The sequence below is a fragment of the Reella acinonychis genome (assembly GCF_052384575.1).
Taxonomy (GTDB): Bacteria; Pseudomonadota; Gammaproteobacteria; order Enterobacterales; family Pasteurellaceae; genus JBQSUQ01.
Map to the genome: position 1 here is coordinate 1 of NZ_JBQSUQ010000003.1, position 18734 is coordinate 18734.

Sequence of the window (18734 nt, forward strand, 5' to 3'; positions counted from 1 at the left end):
ATACCCATATCGGTGGAAACCAAACAGTTGCTGGTAATAGCACCATTAATGGTGATCAGTTAGTTCGTGGTGACCAAGCTGTAGATGGTAATCAGACAGTTATGGGCGATAGTACGACCGTAGGTAACCAAACTGTTGTGGGCAATAGCTATATTGGCGGAAATCAAACAGTTGAGAAAGACTTAACGGTTAATGGTACAACTAACCTAAATGGTGATACACACATTGGTGGCAACCAAACAGTTGCAGGTAATAGCACTATTAACGGTGACCAGTTAGTTCGTGGTGACCAGGCTGTAGATGGTAATCAGACAGTTATGGGCGATAGTACGACCGTAGGTAACCAAACCGTTGTAGGCAATAGCAATATTGGTGGTAACCAAACAATTGCTAAGAACTTAACAGTTAATGGCGACACTAACCTTAATGGTAATACAACCATTGGTGGTGAAGGTAAAACTTTTAATATTGCAGGAAATACGACTGTAAATATGGGTGGAAACACTATCACCAATATTGGTAAAGGTACAGCTCCAACGGATGCTGCGAATATGCAAAATGTTCAAGACGCAATAGATACCTTAGAAGATAAAGGTTTGAAATTCCGTGGCGATAACTCTAATTTCACTGTGAATCGTAAATTAGGTGAAACTTTAGATATTACTGGTGGTAATGGTACTGGCTCATACAGTACGAAGAACGTGAAAACAGTGGGTTCTGAAGGTAAGATTGAAATTCAAATTGCTGATAACCCAACGTTCTCAAGCTTAGAAACTATTGCTGGTGTGACTGTTGGCGGTGATGCTCACGTTAAAGGTAACCAAACTGTTGATGGCAACCAAACTGTGAAGAAAGATTTAACTGTTGAAGGTAAAGCTAACATTAAAGGCGATACTGTGATCGGTGGAAATCAATCAGTAAAAGGTGACAGCAAAATTGGTGGCAACCAAACTATTGAGAAAGACTTGACTGTAAAAGGCAATGCGAACATCAAAGGCAATAGCAAAGTTGGCGGAAACCAAGTTATTGAGAAAGATTTAACTGTAAATGGTAACACTAACCTTAAAAATACAGTAGTAAACGGTGACTTCTCATCGAAAGGGAACACAACTATTGGTGGTCAAGGCAAAAACCTTGAAATTGTGAAAGGTACTAATGTGAATATGGGCGGAAACCGTATTCAAAATGTTGGTACGCCGATCAAGGATACTGATGCAGCGAATCGCGGTTATGTTGATAAGAGCATCAAGCAAGTTGGTAATAAAATTGACAAGTTAGATCGTAGTTTGCGTGCGGGTATTGCTGGTGCAACAGCTATGGCATTCCTTCAACGTCCAAATGAAGCTGGTAAGAGTATGGTTTCAATGGCTGTTGGTGGATACAAAGGTGAATCTGCTGTGGCTGTAGGTTATTCTCGTAACTCGGACAATAACAAGGTATCAATTAAACTTGGTGTGGGTGTGAATAGCCGCAATGATGTTACTTACGGTGGTAGTGTAGGCTATCAGTGGTAATTCATTAGTAACGAATAAAACCGTACGAAAGTACGGTTTTTATTTGGCGAATAGATTGCTTTGACACAAATCATAAGTGTTATGTCTGTGATCTGATACATACATCTTTGTCATTCTCGTTTTTAAAAGTGCGGTGGATTTCACCACACTTTTTGTATAGCACAAAAAACAAAACAATGGTATGGTAAGCAACTGTAACAGCGCATGAGAAACATGTTCCCCTGTATTAATAAGGATAACCACATGAATTTACAACAAATTATCAAAGAAAATCGTCTTGGTTTATTATTTCAACAAGCCTCTTTTGGTTTGGAAAAAGAAAGTCAGCGTGTGTATGAGAATGGTTCTATTGTCACAACTGCTCACCCGAATTGTTTTGGTAACCGTTCTTTTCACCCTTATATTCAAACCGATTTTGCGGAAAGTCAGCTTGAATTAATTACCCCGCCAAATAAAAAATTGGAAGATTCTCTGCGTTGGTTGTCGGCAATTCATGAAGTTGTGCTACGTTCAATTCCTGAAGATGAATATGTATTTCCATTGAGTATGCCCGCAGGATTGCCACAGGAAGATAAAATTAAAGTGGCGCAATTAGATAATCCTGAAGATGTGGCTTATCGTGAATATCTTGTGAAAATTTATGGCAAAAATAAGCAAATGGTGAGCGGTATTCACTATAATTTTCAATTAGATGAGGAATTGATCAAAGCGTTATTTAAAGCGCAATCAGAATATAAGGATTTGCTTGATTTTCAAAATAATCTGTATTTGAAAATGGCGAAGAACTTTTTACGTTATCAATGGGTGTTATTGTATTTGCTTTCAGCTACGCCAACCGTAGAAGATAAGTATTTTCGTGGTGGTTCGCCTTTACGTGAAAATCAATATGTTCGCAGCCTACGTTCAAGTAAATATGGTTATGTGAACGATCCTGAAGTGATCGTTTCCTTTGATAGTATTCCTGCTTATGTGGAAAGCTTGGAGCATTGGGTAAATTCAGGCAAATTAATTGCGGAAAAAGAATTTTATTCCAATGTGCGTTTACGTGGTGCTAAGAAAGCACGTGAGTTCTTAAAAACCGGTATTCGTTATTTAGAATTCCGTTTGTTCGACCTCAACCCTTTCGAGCCTTATGGCATTAATTTAGCGGATGCACGATTTATTCATCATTTCTTGTTATTAATGCTATGGATTGAAGAAACTGCAACACAAGAAGATGTGCAACTAGGTAGAGCACGTTTGGCTGAAGTAGCGTTGGAAGATCCACGTTGTGAAACTGCCTATGCTGTTGAAGGCGAAATGTTGCTGCTAGAAATGATTGAAATGTTAAAAACTATTGGTGCAGAAGAAAGTGCGGTGAAAATTGCACAAGAAAAATTAAGCCAATTTGGCGACCCAATGCAAACTGTTTGTGGCAGATTAATCAAAGCAATTTATGAGGAAGGCAGCTATCAAAAAGTTGGTGCTAAATTAGCGAAAAAATATAAAGCACAGGCTTTTGAGCGTTTCTATGCCTTATCGGCTTTTGACAATATGGAACTTTCCACGCAAGCTTTGATGTTTGATGCGATTCAAAAAGGGTTGCAAATGGAGATCTTGGATGAGAACGATCAATTCCTGCGTTTGCAATTTGGTGATCATTTTGAATATGTAAAAAATGGCAATATGACAAGCCATGATAGCTATATTTCGCCATTGATTATGGAAAATAAAGTGGTGACAAAAAAAGTGTTAGCGAAAGCTGGCTTTAATGTGCCTCAAAGTATTGAGTTCACCAATGTTAACCAAGCCATTGCTAGTTACGCTTTATTTGAAGGCAAAGCTGTTGTGATTAAGCCAAAAACTACCAATTATGGTTTAGGCATTACCATTTTCCAACAAGGTGTGCAAAATCGCGATGATTTTGCCAAAGCAGTGGAAATCGCTTTTCGTGAAGACAAAGAAATTATGGTGGAAGATTATTTGGTCGGTACTGAATATCGTTTCTTTGTGTTAGGGGATGAAACGCTTGCTGTGTTGTTACGAGTGCCAGCAAATGTCGTTGGAAATGGCAAAAATACCGTTGCTGAATTAGTGGCGGAGAAAAATAATCATCCACTGCGTGGTGATGGTAGCAGAACGCCGCTGAAAAAAATTGCTCTTGGCGAAATTGAACAATTACAACTGAAAGAACAGGGATTGACCATTGATTCTATTCCAGCCAAAGATCAAGTTGTTCAATTGCGTGCGAATTCAAATATTAGTACTGGTGGTGACAGTATTGATATGACGGATGAAATGCATCCAAGTTATAAAACATTGGCTGTAGGCATTACCAAAGCCATGGGCGCCGCAGTTTGTGGTGTAGATTTAATTATTCCTGATTTAAAACAGCCAGCGCAATCGGAGTTAAGCTCTTGGGGTGTGATTGAAGCTAATTTCAACCCAATGATGATGATGCATATTTTCCCTTATAGTGGCAAATCTCGTCGTTTAACGCAAAATGTGATTAAAATGCTATTCCCTGAACTGCCATAATTGAAAATAAAGAGCCGATTGATAGTCGGCTCTTTTTGTATGCCATTTCTAAGGCTAGAGTTCCAGCCAATATATTGCTAATATAGCCACAAATTTTTCGACTTTAGAGTAACAATGACAGAATCAATTAAACAACAATTTAGTTTGGAGCCACAGGACAATGCACGTTTACAATCCCTTTGTGGCGCTTATGATGATAATTTAAAACTTATTGAGAAAGAATTTAATCTGAATATTTCTCGCCGTAATTTTGATTTCACTATTGAGTCCAATGAAGAAAAGCAACAACCTTATCATGCTAAATTAATTCAAAGTGCGGTGAAATTAATCCAAGATTTGTATGTGGAAACTGCGGCAGTGAAAGGAAAAATCAAAGAACTTGATTTGGAAGATGTGCATATTGCCATTCAAGAAAGTCGAATGTTATCACAAGCAGAAACCGAAACGCGTGCTGAAAGTAAAGTTTACACGACAACCATTAAAACAAAACGCGGGTTAATTAAACCGCGGGGTAAAAATCAAATTGAATACTTGCATAATATCTTAACCCATGACATTAGTTTTGGTATTGGCCCAGCGGGAACAGGGAAAACCTTTTTAGCGGTAGCTGCTGCGGTGGAGGCCTTGGAACGTCAAGAAATTCGTCGTATTTTGTTAACGCGCCCTGCGGTTGAAGCTGGGGAAAAGCTGGGTTTCTTGCCTGGGGATTTAGGATCTAAAATTGAGCCTTATTTACGCCCATTATATGATGCCTTATATGAAATGCTGGGTTTTGAACGTGTCGAAAAATTAATGGAACGTAATGTGATTGAAATTGCACCTTTAGCCTATATGCGAGGCAGAACATTAAATGACAGTTTCATTATTTTAGACGAAAGCCAAAATACCACAGTAGAACAGATGAAAATGTTTTTAACTCGTATCGGCTTTAATTCAAAAGCAGTAATTACTGGTGATGTGACGCAGGTTGATTTACCGCGTAGCCAAAAATCAGGGTTGAAACATGCCATTGAAGTTTTATCAGCAGTGTCTGAACTGAGTTTTAATTATTTTGATAGCCAAGATATTGTGCGTCATCCGGTGGTGGCAAAAGTGGTACAAGCCTACGAAAAATGGGAAGCCGAAGATGAAGTGCGTAAACAACAATTGGCGGAGTTAAAACGCCAAGAGCGTGCCGAGAAGCAATTATCCAATCAAGAAGGCGAGTAAAAATGAAAACGGTTATTGTCGATTTACAAATTGCAAGCCAGCAAGAAACGGGGTTACCGAGTTTAGCTGAATTTACGCATTGGGCAACGCAGGCAGTACGAGCAGAAAATCTTGAACCCGAAATGACAATTCGCATTGTGGATGAACAAGAAAGCCAAGAATTAAACCGCACTTATCGAGGCAAAGACAAACCCACAAATGTGCTTTCTTTCCCCTTTGAATGTCCTGACGAAGTGGAATTGCCTTTGCTTGGTGATTTAATTATTTGTCGTCAAGTGGTGGAACGAGAAGCTTCAGAACAAGGTAAACCATTACAAGCACATTGGGCGCATATGGTGGTGCATGGTAGCTTGCATTTGTTGGGCTATGATCATATTGAAGATGATGAAGCCGAGGAAATGGAAAGTCTCGAAACAGAAATTATGCTTGGTTTAGGATTTGAAGATCCTTATTCTTACGACGAAGAATAATTATGTTGCCTGCTCGCCAACTTGAAGTCTATTGTGCTGAAAAAACACCGCACTTTGTAGCTGCCTCTGATAATTTGCTGGTGATTGATGCTAGCAACATTCATAAGGCGAGGAATTTATTAGGGCAAGAATTTGACCAAATTTTATTTGATGCACGTGAAGGTATCAATTTGGATGCCCTCGCTATGGCAGCAGGCACCTTGCGAGCGAATGGTCGTTTAATTTTATGGTTGAATGATCAAAGCCATATTGATCAGGATAGCTTGCGCTGGTCGGGTGTCGAAACGGGAATCCCGACACCTAATTTTCAGCGACATTTTCAATCGCTATTAAAGAAATATGCGACTGTTTATCAAGAACGAATGACGTGCCAATCCACATTTTCCACTCAATGCAAAGGCTATCAACCAACAACATCTCAATCTCACATTATTGAACAAATCTTAAAGCAACAAGCGGATATTTTTATTTTGACTGCAAAACGTGGGCGAGGAAAGTCTGCGCTTGTGGGTTTTCTTGCGCAACAATTATATAAACATTCAACGCCAATCATCTTAACTGCGCCGAATAAAAGTGCGGTGAAAATTTTGCAAGATGTTGTACAAATGCCACTTGAGTTCATTGCACCTGACGAACTTATTCAACAGATTGAACGCCAACCAGAGCAATTTCAACAACATTGGTTATTGATTGATGAAGCCGCTATGTTACCGATTGATAGCTTAAATCGTTTAACCCACAGTTTCAAACACATCGTGATTTCTACAACAGTGCATAGCTATGAGGGCACAGGGCGAGGATTTTTAATCAAATTCTTAGCAAATTTAAACCGCACTTATCAAGCTTTTCAATTGGTCGAGCCTTTACGTTGGCAGCAAAATGATCCTTTAGAACAATTTATTGATGAATTATTGTTATTGGAAGCTGAAGATAAATTAGAGCAACCCAGCTTTAATCCACAAAGTGCGGTGCAATTTCAACCCGTTTTGCAATCTGAAATCGTACAACGCATCACAGATTTTTATGGTTTATTGACGCTTGCTCATTATCGAACATCACCATTGGATTTGCGACGCTTATTGGATGCGCCTCATCAGCAGTTTTGGGTAGCCCACGCCGAAGAAAATCTGATTGCTGGTGTTTGGTTGGTGGAAGAAGGAAATTTTAACGACGAGCTGTTAGTTCAACAGATTAGTGATGGAGAGCGTCGCCCCAAAGGCAATCTAGTGGCTCAAAAGCTAGCAGCTTACCAACACAATGGTGATTTTTGTCGATTAAATTCGTTACGTATTTCGCGTATTGCGGTGCAACCCAATTGGCAACGTCATGGTATTGGGTTGCAATTAATTGAACAAATAGCCCAAGATACGCCGGTGGATTTTTTGTCGGTTAGCTTTGGTTATAACCAAGAGCTTGCGCATTTTTGGCAAAAGTGCGGTTTTATTTTAGTGCATATTGGTGATAGTAAAGAAGCGAGTAGCGGTTGTTTTTCAGCCATTGCCTTGCGCGCAATATCAGAAAAAGGGCGACAGCTTGTTTCTCAAGCAGAAGCGGATTTCAAACGTAATTTCCCTTTGTGTTTTCATCCATTTTCTCAACATTTTTCTACTGAGATTCACTGGCAGATTACACCACAAGATATTTGTCATTTACAAAACTTTGTCAAAAATTACCGCACTTTATCGGCAACTGTTCCTGCTATAAGGCGTTTATTATATTTTTTCCAACATGATGTGGCGTTATTAGACCAGTTACAAACCTTGCAAGACTATGCGCTATCGCAGGAAATGAATACGGAAAAGTGGGGGGGCAAAAAACATTGGTTGAGCCAATGTCGTAAGGATGCTGAAAAATTATTGAAAAAAAGTGCAATGTTCTTTAATATTGCGCAAATTTTTTGACAGTGAGGGCAAAATGGATAAGCAAACGAAAGAAAAAAGTTGGTTTCGCAAAGCATTAGAAAAATATGACCGTTTTTGTGATGAACTTGGTGTAAATCAAGGTGCTTGTCGAGGATGTGTTCCTGTTGTGAAATTTGATCCAGAACCTGAGGATAAAGTAAAAGAGAAAAAGGAATAAATGTGATCTTTGTCACAAATTTTATTATTGAGGTTTGATGAAGAGGGATCTTTATTTACTTTATTTTTACAACTGCCAAGAATTTTCGTAAAATTCTACCGATTCTTTTTTTAATCATTATTAGAGGGCGACAACCATGACTATTTTATGGTTCTTTTTCTGTGTAGCAGCACTTGTGGCTGGCTACTTTATTTATGGCAAGATCATTGAGAAGATCTTTGTTATTAATCCAAAACGTGCAACACCAGCTTACACAATGAAAGATGGCGTTGACTATATGCCAATGTCTAAAACAAAGATTTGGCTTATCCAATTATTAAATATTGCGGGAACTGGTCCTATTTTTGGTCCAATTCTTGGTGCTTTATACGGACCTGTTGCAATGTTATGGATTGTACTAGGCTGTATTTTTGCTGGTGCTGTACATGACTATTTCTGCGGTATGTTAAGTATTCGTCATGGCGGTGCAACAATGCCATATTTAGCGGGTAAATACTTAGGTCGCCCTGTTAAATTATTTATCAATGCGATGGCATTAGTCCTATTATTATTAGTAGGTGTTGTTTTCGTATCAAGCCCGGCTCAATTATTAAGTACCATTACCATGGATGTATTCGGTGCAACCGCTGCGGATGCAACAGAATTAACGGTTTGGGGGATGAATAAAGCCACTGTGATTTCTGTGTGGACATTCGCTATTTTCGGTTACTACATTTTAGCGACTTTATTACCAGTAGATAAAATCATTGGTCGTATCTACCCATTCTTCGGTGGTTTGTTGTTATTCATGTCAATCGGTATGGTGTATGGTCTAGTGACTTCTCACTTCAGCGCAGTTGATCCAATTGAATTCTTCCGTACTGTCAATGTTGATGGCGAAGGTTTAACTTGGGCGAAATTTACACAAAACTTCCAAGTGAAAGGTAATGTACCAATTTGGCCATTATTATTCTTAACCATTTCTTGTGGTGCATTATCAGGTTTCCACGCAACACAAACCCCATTAATGGCGCGTTGTGCACAAAATGAAAAAGAAGGTCGTTTCATTTTCTATGGTGCGATGATTACTGAAGGTGTAATTGCATTAGTATGGTGTATGGTTGGTTTATCATTCTATGAAAACCCACAAATGTTACAAGATGCGATCTCTGCAGGTTCACCATCTAAAGTGGTATATGATAGCTCACGTCATTTCTTAGGTATTGTTGGTGGTATCTTTGCGGTGTTAGGTGTGGTTGTATTACCAATTACTTCTGGTGACACAGCATTCCGCGCAGCACGTTTACAATTAGCAGAAATCTTTAATATTGAACAACGCTCATTAGTAAAACGTTTAATGATTGCGATTCCATTATTTGCCTTAGGTTATGTGGTTTCAAAAATTGACTTCAGCGTATTATGGCGCTACTTCACTTGGGCAAACCAAACTACAGCAATGATCATGTTATGGACTGCAGCGGCATACTTATACCGTTACAATAAATTCCACTGGGTATGTTCAATCCCTGCATGGTTCATTTCAACCGTATGTTTCACATATTTAGCTTATAACAAAATTGGTTTCGGTTTAGATTATCAATTATCTTGCTATATCGGTTTCGGTTTAACTGCTCTTTGTGTGATTTTATTCTTCACTCTATTAAAACCATTGGGTGATAAAGATCCTGAAGCTTCGGTTGTAACTGAATAATAGAACTTCATTCAAATTAACCGCACTTTTTAAAGTGCGGTTTTTTTATGCCTAAATCATGTTCAATTAATAAACTACTTGCAACTTGACCCAACTGATTATAGAATGAAGCAAATAGTGGGGAAAAGTGGGGTTTTGTGGTAATAATTGGTAATCAGACCCAAAATCATCACTCAAAAGAAACCAATATCAATTATTTTTAAGGTTACATAATGTTTCGTGGCGCATCAGCGGTAAATTTAGATACAAAAGGACGCTTTGCTGTTCCTACTCGCTATCGCCCTGAAATTATTGAATTAAATCAAGGACAAATGGTTTGTACCGTTGATATTCGCCAACCTTGTTTATTACTTTACCCATTAAATGAATGGGAAATTATTGAAAAACGCTTATTAGAATTATCCAATTTCGACCCAATGCAACGCAGTTTACAGCGAGTAATGTTGGGTTATGCAACAGAATGTGAATTAGATAATTCAGGACGCATTTTATTAAGTGCACCGCTACGCCAACACGCAAAATTAGAAAAAAATATTATGTTAGTGGGGCAGCTTAATAAATTTGAAATTTGGTCTGAGGCTGAATGGAATGCTCAAATTGAACAAGATATTGCATTAGGTTCATCAGAGCAATTTGCCTTATCCGAAGCATTAAAAACACTGTCATTATAGAGAACAGTGGCACTAGCAACTCGCTGAGGCGAGATAATAAAAGGTAAGCGGGCTAGTTTTCTAGTCCCGCATTATCTTAAAAATAAATATTTCCTTTCTTTTTAACGTTAAATTTTTTCGGTTGTTTTATGAATGTGGCAAATACCTTTTCACACCCTGAGCACATCACTGTTTTACTTCACGAAGCAGTGAATGGCTTAGCGCTGAAAGAAAATGGTATTTATATTGACGGCACATTCGGACGTGGCGGACATTCTCGTTTAATCCTTTCTCAACTATCGCAAAATGGCCGATTAATCGCAATCGATCGTGATCCTCGAGCTATTCTTGAAGCGGAAACAATTCAAGATCATCGCTTTCAAATTGAGCATAATAGTTTTTCCGAGCTGCCTGAAATCTGTGAAAAATACGGATTAATCGGTAAGATTGATGGTATTTTGCTTGACCTTGGCGTTTCTTCCCCACAGTTAGATGATGCAGAACGTGGTTTCAGCTTTATGAAAGACGGTCCATTGGATATGCGAATGGATACTTCAAAAGGTCTTTCTGCGGCAGAATGGCTCGCACAGGTGAGTGTTGAAGATTTAGCTTGGGTGTTGAAAACTTTTGGGGAAGAGCGTTTTGCTAAACGCATTGCTGCTGCAATCGTGGATTATAATAAAAATGCTCAGCAAAAAAACGAGCCAATTTTACACCGCACTTTGCAACTGGCTGAACTGGTTGCGAACGCTGTTCCTTTCAAAGATAAACATAAGCACCCAGCAACAAGAACTTTCCAAGCGATCCGTATTTTTATTAATTCAGAATTGGATGAACTCGAAAGCATTTTACATTCCGCAGTTAGTTTATTAGCACCTCAAGGGCGGTTATCCATCATTAGCTTCCATTCTTTAGAAGATCGCATGGTGAAGCATTTTATGCGTAAGCAAAGTAAAGGCGAGGCAATTCCTAAAGGATTACCATTACGCGAAGATCAAATTCAACGCAATCAAACATTGAAAGTGATTGGTAAAGCAATTCAACCAAGTGAACAAGAAATTGCGTTAAACCCGCGTTCTCGTAGTGCGGTTTTACGTGTAGCGGAGAAAATCTAATATGAATGAACCCGTATTAAATAGTCAGCGCTATCCGCTACAAGAAGTCTTTTTAGAAGACATGTTCTCAGCTAATAAAGTGGTGATTGCTCTTTTATTAGCGATTGTATTGACTGCATTAGGCACTATTTGGGTAACTTATCAAACCCGCGTATTAGTTTCGGAAAAAGGTGCATTAGTCTTTGAAAAACAAGCGCTTGAAAATGAATATGTCAATTTAAGATTGGAAGAAACAACTTTAAGTGACAATAGATATATTGAAACCATGGCAACTAACATCGGTATGAAACGAATTGATCCTGTACAAGAAGTGGTGATTTTAGAATAATGGTTAAGTTTAATTCAGCACGCAAATCAGCGAAACCGCGAAGTGCGGTGAAAAAAACGGTAAATTCACAAAGTGTGAAACCGAATAAACCGAAAGTAACTTATGAAACGAGCTTTCTAAAAGGGCGTTATCGTTTTGTAGTCGGTTGTATTTGTTTGGGTTTATTTGCATTAGTCGCACGTGCTGCCTTTGTTCAGGTTGTTAATGTAGAAAATTTTAATGATGAAGCTGACAAGCGTTCTTTACGCGAAGTCAAAGTGTTATCTGCACGAGGTTCTATTTTAGATCGTAATGGACAAATGCTTTCTGTTAGCGTGCCAGTTTATAATATTAAAGCAGATCCAAAACTCATTATTGAAGGTGAATATTTAGGCGATAAAGAACGTTGGAAAGCTTTGGCAAGAGCGTTAAATATTAGCCATAAAGAATTAGTAGCTAAAATTGAGAATAAACCAAAAGCCAGAGATATTATTTTGGGACGTCAAGTGACGAAAGAAGTGGTGGATTATGTTCAGAAGCTCAAAATTCCGGGTATTGTATTTGAAAATGATTTCCGTCGCTTTTATCCTCGTTCAGCAGAAACTGCGCATTTAATTGGTTTTACTGATGTAGATAACAACGGTATTGAAGGCATTGAAAAAAGCTTTAATTCGTTGCTTGAAGGCCAAGCTGGTTTACGCACATTCCGTAAAGATAAAAAAGGGAATGTTGTGGAAGAAATTTCGGATATCCGTAAACGCGAAGCTCACAATGTCACCTTAAGTATTGATGAAAAATTACAATCTATGGTTTATCGTGAGATTGCTAATGCGGTAGAGAAAAATAACGCGACTTCAGGGACTGCGGTATTAGTTGATGTTCGAACTGGCGAAGTGTTAGCAATGGCGAATGCACCTTCTTACAACCCAAATAATCGTGCTAATGTAAAAGCGGATATTATGCGTAACCGCGCGATTACCGATACCTTTGAGCCGGGTTCAACGGTCAAACCATTCGTTGTTTTAACCGCACTTCAACGTGGCGCCGTTCGTCGTAATGAAGTCATTAATACGGGGCCATTAGTCTTAACGGGTAAAGAGGTTAAAGATGTTGCGCCGCGCGATAAACAAACCTTAGACCAAATCTTAGAGAATTCTTCTAACCGAGGCGTGAGCCGTTTAGCATTGCGTATGCCGCCATCAGCGTTGATGGAAAGTTATAAGAGCGCAGGTCTAGGTAAATCCACTGAATTAGGTTTAGGTGGTGAGCAATCAGGGTTCTTAAATGCGGATCGTAAAACTTGGTCTGATATTGAACGTGCTAACGTTGCCTATGGTTATGGTATTAATGCTACGCCATTACAAATTGCTCGTGCTTATGTCACTTTAGGCAGTTTCGGTATTTATCGCCCATTGTCGATTACGAAAGTGGATCCGCCAATTATTGGTAATCGTGTTTTCTCCGAGAAAATTACTCGTGATGTGGTTAACATGATGGAAAAAGTGGCGATTAAAAATAAACGAGCCATGGTGGATAATTATCGCGTAGCCATTAAAACAGGGACAGCGAAAAAATTAGAAAAAGGTCGATATGTTGATAAATATATGGCTTATACCGCTGGTGTAGCACCTGTTACTGACCCTCGCTTTGCTTTAGTCATTTTAATTGATGATCCAAAAGCGGGTGAATATTATGGTGGTGCGGTTTCTGCCCCAATATTCTCAAGCATTATGGGATATGCGTTACGTACTTATAATGTTACGCCTGATGCAGATTCTGTGGCACAAAATTTAAAATCGCCAAAACGTATCGTGCGTTTAAATAAAAATACCGATAGACAAACGAATTAATCGAGAAAATAATGAAAAAACTCACCGCACTTTGGGGTGAAAAACTGGCGTTGCTAGATTCTATTTCACTCACCGATATGACATTAGACAGCCGTTGTGTAAAGACCGGCTGTCTTTTCGTTGCTATAAAAGGCCATTCCGTTGATGGTCGTCAATTTATTCCCCAAGCTATTTCAAATGGTGCAAGCGCTGTATTACAAGAAACAGAACATGCTAGTGAACATTTACAATATACTTGGCAAGATAATGTTCCGATTATTTCTTATTTAAATTTATCGCCACATCTCTCTGAAATTGCTGATCATTTTTATCAACACCCATCTCGAAAAATGACCTTAGTTGGCGTCACAGGTACCAATGGCAAAACCACCATTGCACAATTATTAGCCCAATGGACACAACTTTTAGGTAAAACCCCAGCAGTCATGGGGACCATTGGGAATGGTTTATTTGGGCAAGTGCAACCGGCTAATAATACAACAGGATCAGCCATTGAAATCCAAGCGTCACTAGCAAGTTTTTTGAAACAGGGCGCTGATTTTGCAGCTATCGAAGTGTCATCTCATGGCTTAGTGCAACATCGAGTGGAAGCGTTGCAATTTTCCGCCGCATTATTTACCAATTTAAGTCGTGATCATTTGGATTATCATGGCAGTATGGAAGAATACGCCTTAGCGAAGAAACGCTTGTTTACGGATTTGTCTTCTAAGCATCAAGTGATCAATGCTGATGATGAAATTGGCGCCAGCTGGTTAGCAGAATTACCACATGCGGTTGCAGTCAGTACAAATTCTGATTATCAACCTTCGCATAAAAATTGGTTAAAATCCACCGCGGTTTCTTTTACCAATAAAGGCGCGCAAATTCAGTTTTCTTCAAGTTGGGGCGATGGCAACTTAGAAAGCCATTTAATCGGTGCTTTTAATGTGAGTAACTTAATGGTTGTGATGGCGACCTTGCTCGTTTTAGGCTATCCATTACAGGAGCTTATTCAAACCGTTTCAAAATTGACTGGTGTTTGTGGTCGTATGGAAATGATTACTGCTACCAATAAGCCAACAGTGATCGTGGATTATGCCCATACACCAGATGCATTGGAAAAAGCGTTAGCTGCAGCAAGATTACATTGCCATGGTAAACTGTGGTGTATTTTTGGTTGTGGTGGTGATCGGGATAATGGCAAACGACCATTGATGGCGCAGATTGCCGAACAGTTATCCGATAACGTGATTGCAACGGATGATAATCCTCGTACAGAAGATCCGACAAAAATTATGCAAGATATTGTTGCGGGTTTTACCAATAAAGAACAAGTGCAAATTATTCACAATCGTGCAAAAGCGATTGAAACAGCGATTAAAAGTGCGGATCAAAATGACGTGATTTTAGTTGCTGGCAAAGGGCATGAGGATTATCAGATTATTGGTACGGAAAAACTGCATTTCTCTGATCAAGAAACAGCTCGTCAATATTTAGCCTAATATGACATAGAATTAAATAAGATATAAAAAAATGATTAAACTAAGTATAAAAAAACTGGTCGAAATTTTAGAAGCCAAATTAATTGGGCAAGATGATGTTGAAGTTGAAAATGTCAGCACAGATACGCGCCAATCAACAAAACACAGTTTGTTTTTTGCTTTAAAAGGCGAGAAGTTTGATGCACACAATTATTTGGATAAAGCGGTTGAGCAAGGCAATGTTGCTGTTGTGGTAGAAAAACAATGCGATATTCAAGTACCACAATTAATTGTTCAAGATACCCGATTGGCTTTAGGACGTTTGGCACAATGGTTAAAAGCTGAGATGAATCCGTTGACCGTCGCGATGACAGGGTCTTCAGGTAAAACAACGGTCAAAGAAATGACAGCGTCGATTTTACAAAAAACTGCGGTGGATTTTGACAAAGTTTTATTTACCAACGGTAATTTTAATAATGATATTGGCGTGCCTCTGACTTTATTGCGCCTTGAGCCACAACATCAATTTGCAGTCATTGAGTTAGGGGCAAATCATCAAGGTGAAATTGCTTATACCACCGAGTTGGTGCGTCCTAATGTGGCGTTAGTAAATAATGTTGCTGCCGCGCATTTAGAAGGTTTTGGTTCTATTGAAGGCGTTGCTCAAGCAAAAGGCGAAATTTATCGTGGCTTAGCAGAAAAGGGCAAAGCCATTGTGAATTTAAATTGCCAGTATTTATCTATGTGGGAAAAAGAGATTGCAGAACATGAAGTGCAATCGTTTTCTGCGGATAATTCGCAAGCTGATTTTTATGCCACTGATGTTCAGATGTCAGAAACTGGATCTCATTTTGTTTTACATAGTCCACAAGGTCAAATTCAGATTAATTTACCTTATTTAGGCGAACATAATGTAAGTAATGCATTAGCTGCTGCTGCCTTAGCGATGAATGTTGGTGCAACCCTTGATGATGTAAAAGCAGGATTAGAGCAAAAATCGCAAGTAAAAGGACGTTTATATCCAGTTGAGCCTTGCCAGAATCTTTTATTATTAGATGATACCTATAATGCGAATGTGGTATCAATGAAATCAGCAATTGATGTGCTAGCAAAATATCAAGCGTTTCGCATTTTAGTTGTTGGCGATATGGCAGAATTAGGCGAAAATACACAACTTTGTCATCAGGAAGTCGCTGAGCATGCCTCTATGGCGAAATTGGATTTTGTGGCTAGTTTTGGTCAACAAAGTACGGTGATTTCTGCAGCTTGTTTTGGACAGCATTTTGTCGATAAAGCAGAAATGGCAAAACATTTGACACAAATTATTGAAGAAAAATTAGCACATCATCAACGTGTTGTTTTATTAGCGAAGGGATCGCGTAGTCAGAAAATGGAAGAGATTATTGAGATGTTAAAAAATCATTTTGGGAAGGATAATTAACTATGTTAGTTTGGCTAGCTTCTTATTTGGAGCAATATTTTAGTGGGTTCCATGTTATTTCATATCTTTCTGTGCGAGCCACATTAGCATTATTAACCGCACTTTTATTATCATTATGGATTGGTCCAAAAATGATTCGTCGTCTACAAATTTTTAAATTTGGACAAGAAGTGCGTAATGATGGGCCCGAAAGTCATTTCCAAAAACGCGGCACACCAACAATGGGTGGTTTGATGATTTTGTTTACCATTACGGTAAGTACATTATTATGGGGTGATTTAAGTAATCCTTACATTTGGTTTAGCCTGTTTGTATTGCTTGGCTATGGTGCTGTTGGTTTTGTGGATGATTATCGCAAAATTAAATATAAAAATACTGATGGTTTAATTGCGCGTTGGAAATATTTTTGGCTATCTGTTATTGCATTGATTGCAGTAATTGGTATGTACATTGTGGGGAAAGACACCGATGCGACGCGTTTAGTGGTGCCATTCTTCAAAGAAATCATGCCACAATTAGGTTTGTTTTATATTCTGTTAGCCTATTTTGTTATTGTAGGAACCAGTAATGCAGTTAATCTTACCGATGGTTTAGATGGATTAGCGATCATGCCTACTGTATTGGTTGCTGCGGCCTTTGCTTTAATTGCTTGGGCAACAGGGAATATTGAATTTGCTAAATATTTGTATATTCCCTATGTGAAATATAGTGCAGAGCTGGTTATTTTCTGTACTGCTATTGTTGGAGCGGGTTTAGGTTTCCTCTGGTTTAATACTTATCCTGCTCAAGTTTTTATGGGTGATGTGGGTTCTCTTGCACTAGGTGGTGCTTTAGGTACTATCGCAGTATTAGTTCGCCAAGAGTTTTTATTGGTGATCATGGGCGGTGTGTTTGTTATGGAAACCCTATCGGTGATTTTACAAGTTGGCTCTTACAAATTACGCAAAAAACGTATATTCCGTATGGCGCCGATTCATCACCATTATGAATTAAAAGGCTGGCCAGAACCTCGCGTTATCATCCGTTTCTGGATTATTTCTTTAATGCTTGTATTGCTTGGTTTGATTACGTTGAAACTACGTTAATTGAAATTAACTGCTGAATAAATAAGAGAATATTATGGAATATCAAAATAAAAAAGTTACCGTAATTGGTTTAGGTAAAACAGGCTTATCTTGTGTGGATTTCCTGCGTAAAAAACAAGCCCAAATTCGTGTGATTGATACGAGAACAACCCCAGCTGGCGCTGAACAATTAGGGCAAGATATTCCATTACATACAGGCGGTTTAAATCAACAATGGTTATTGGAGAGTGATTTAATCGTCATTAGTCCTGGATTAGCTGTAAAAACACCGGAAATTCAGACCGCACTTAATGCAGGCGTTGAAGTGGTCGGCGATATTGAATTATTTTGTCGTGAAGCTGATAAACCAATTATTGCTATTACGGGATCGAATGGCAAAAGTACGGTAACGACTTTAGCAACGGAAATGGCAAAAGCTGATGGCTTACGCGTTGGTATGGGTGGTAATATTGGTATTCCTGCGTTGTCTTTATTAAATGACGATTATGACCTTTATGTGTTAGAGCTATCTAGTTTCCAGTTAGAAACCACTTACAGTTTAAAAGCGAAATCTGCCACCGTATTAAATATTAGTGAAGATCATATGAATCGCTATGAGGATTTAGAAGATTATCGTCAAGCGAAGTTAAAAATTTACCATAATGCAGAAACTGCGGTGATTAATAACGAAGATTTATTAACTAAAGAAGATGATAAACAAAGTGCTAAATATCAAGTGAGTTTCGCTGAAAATAATGCTGATTATTGGCTGAAAACAGAAAATGGTCAGCAATATTTAATGGCAAAAGATGAAGTGATTTTACCTTGTGATGAAGTGAAATTAGTGGGGCGTCATAACTACATGAATGCGCTAGCAGCCATTGCATTAGTGAAAGCGGCTGGGGTAAAAAATAACGGAATTTTAACCGCACTTCGTACGTTCTCTGGTTTGGATCACCGCTTCCAGTTAGCATATTTTAATAATGGCATTCGTTGGATCAATGACAGTAAAGCCACTAATGTGGGCAGTACTGTTGCGGCTTTAACAGGATTGCAAGTGAAGGGTAAATTGCATTTATTATTGGGTGGTGATGGCAAACAAGCTGATTTCTCTGAGCTCAAAGAATTAGTGAATCAACCTCATATTTTCTGCTATTGCTTTGGACAAGATGGTGCTGAATTAGCGAAATTATCACAACAAAGCCAATTATTTGACACGATGGAGCAAGCCATTAACGCATTGCGCCCTACATTACAATCAGGGGATATTGTTTTATTATCGCCGGCTTGCGCTAGCCTAGATCAATTTAGTTGTTTTGAGCAGCGAGGCGATGAATTTACACGTTTAGCTAAATTAGCTTAATTAGG

15 protein-coding genes are annotated in these 18734 nt (G+C 38.7%); all 15 read left to right on the forward strand.

The window, feature by feature from the left end; all coding sequences use genetic code 11:
- The coding region (locus tag ACT2CV_RS00845) for a YadA family autotransporter adhesin (protein ID WP_464974040.1) at positions 1 to 1514 on the forward strand (1514 nt) is incomplete at its 5' end.
- Between the two features lie 243 nt (positions 1515 to 1757).
- Positions 1758 to 4031: a bifunctional glutamate--cysteine ligase GshA/glutathione synthetase GshB gene (gene gshAB, locus ACT2CV_RS00850; protein ID WP_464973728.1), complete on the forward strand. Its 2274-nt coding sequence runs from the start codon at positions 1758 to 1760 to the stop codon at positions 4029 to 4031.
- 114 nt (positions 4032 to 4145) lie between these two features.
- Positions 4146 to 5240 carry a PhoH family protein gene (locus tag ACT2CV_RS00855; protein WP_464973729.1) on the forward strand — a complete coding sequence of 365 codons (1095 nt, stop codon included), beginning with the start codon at positions 4146 to 4148 and terminating at the stop codon, positions 5238 to 5240.
- A gap of 2 nt (positions 5241 to 5242) precedes the next feature.
- Positions 5243 to 5710 carry an rRNA maturation RNase YbeY gene (ybeY, locus tag ACT2CV_RS00860; RefSeq protein WP_464973730.1) on the forward strand — a complete coding sequence of 156 codons (468 nt, stop codon included), beginning with the start codon at positions 5243 to 5245 and terminating at the stop codon, positions 5708 to 5710.
- A gap of 2 nt (positions 5711 to 5712) precedes the next feature.
- Positions 5713 to 7611 carry a tRNA(Met) cytidine acetyltransferase TmcA gene (locus ACT2CV_RS00865; RefSeq protein ID WP_464973731.1) on the forward strand — a complete coding sequence of 633 codons (1899 nt, stop codon included), beginning with the start codon at positions 5713 to 5715 and terminating at the stop codon, positions 7609 to 7611.
- 13 nt (positions 7612 to 7624) lie between these two features.
- Positions 7625 to 7789: a DUF5363 domain-containing protein gene (locus ACT2CV_RS00870; protein ID WP_464973732.1), complete on the forward strand. Its 165-nt coding sequence runs from the start codon at positions 7625 to 7627 to the stop codon at positions 7787 to 7789.
- 142 nt (positions 7790 to 7931) lie between these two features.
- Positions 7932 to 9479 carry a carbon starvation CstA family protein gene (locus ACT2CV_RS00875; RefSeq protein ID WP_464973987.1) on the forward strand — a complete coding sequence of 516 codons (1548 nt, stop codon included), beginning with the start codon at positions 7932 to 7934 and terminating at the stop codon, positions 9477 to 9479.
- Positions 9480 to 9691: 212 nt separating this feature from the next.
- Complete coding sequence (gene mraZ, locus ACT2CV_RS00880; protein WP_464973733.1) at positions 9692 to 10150, forward strand: division/cell wall cluster transcriptional repressor MraZ; 459 nt, start codon at positions 9692 to 9694, stop codon at positions 10148 to 10150.
- Positions 10151 to 10278: 128 nt separating this feature from the next.
- Complete coding sequence (gene rsmH, locus ACT2CV_RS00885) at positions 10279 to 11244, forward strand: 16S rRNA (cytosine(1402)-N(4))-methyltransferase RsmH (RefSeq protein WP_464973734.1); 966 nt, start codon at positions 10279 to 10281, stop codon at positions 11242 to 11244.
- Position 11245: 1 nt separating this feature from the next.
- Positions 11246 to 11572 carry a cell division protein FtsL gene (gene ftsL / locus ACT2CV_RS00890; RefSeq protein ID WP_464973735.1) on the forward strand — a complete coding sequence of 109 codons (327 nt, stop codon included), beginning with the start codon at positions 11246 to 11248 and terminating at the stop codon, positions 11570 to 11572.
- Positions 11572 to 13401, forward strand: coding sequence for a peptidoglycan glycosyltransferase FtsI (gene ftsI / locus ACT2CV_RS00895; RefSeq protein ID WP_464973736.1), 1830 nt, complete (start codon positions 11572 to 11574; stop codon positions 13399 to 13401). The genes ftsL and ftsI overlap by 1 nt, the downstream gene beginning before the upstream one ends.
- 11 nt (positions 13402 to 13412) lie before the next feature.
- Positions 13413 to 14882: a UDP-N-acetylmuramoyl-L-alanyl-D-glutamate--2,6-diaminopimelate ligase gene (murE, locus tag ACT2CV_RS00900; RefSeq protein ID WP_464973737.1), complete on the forward strand. Its 1470-nt coding sequence runs from the start codon at positions 13413 to 13415 to the stop codon at positions 14880 to 14882.
- Between the two features lie 31 nt (positions 14883 to 14913).
- Positions 14914 to 16302 carry a UDP-N-acetylmuramoyl-tripeptide--D-alanyl-D-alanine ligase gene (gene murF / locus ACT2CV_RS00905; RefSeq protein WP_464973738.1) on the forward strand — a complete coding sequence of 463 codons (1389 nt, stop codon included), beginning with the start codon at positions 14914 to 14916 and terminating at the stop codon, positions 16300 to 16302.
- A 2-nt stretch (positions 16303 to 16304) separates the two neighbouring features.
- Complete coding sequence (gene mraY / locus ACT2CV_RS00910; protein ID WP_464973739.1) at positions 16305 to 17387, forward strand: phospho-N-acetylmuramoyl-pentapeptide-transferase; 1083 nt, start codon at positions 16305 to 16307, stop codon at positions 17385 to 17387.
- Positions 17388 to 17421: 34 nt separating this feature from the next.
- On the forward strand, positions 17422 to 18729 hold the full coding sequence (gene murD, locus ACT2CV_RS00915; protein WP_464973740.1) for a UDP-N-acetylmuramoyl-L-alanine--D-glutamate ligase: 1308 nt from the start codon (positions 17422 to 17424) through the stop codon (positions 18727 to 18729).
- Positions 18730 to 18734: the final 5 nt, after the last annotated feature.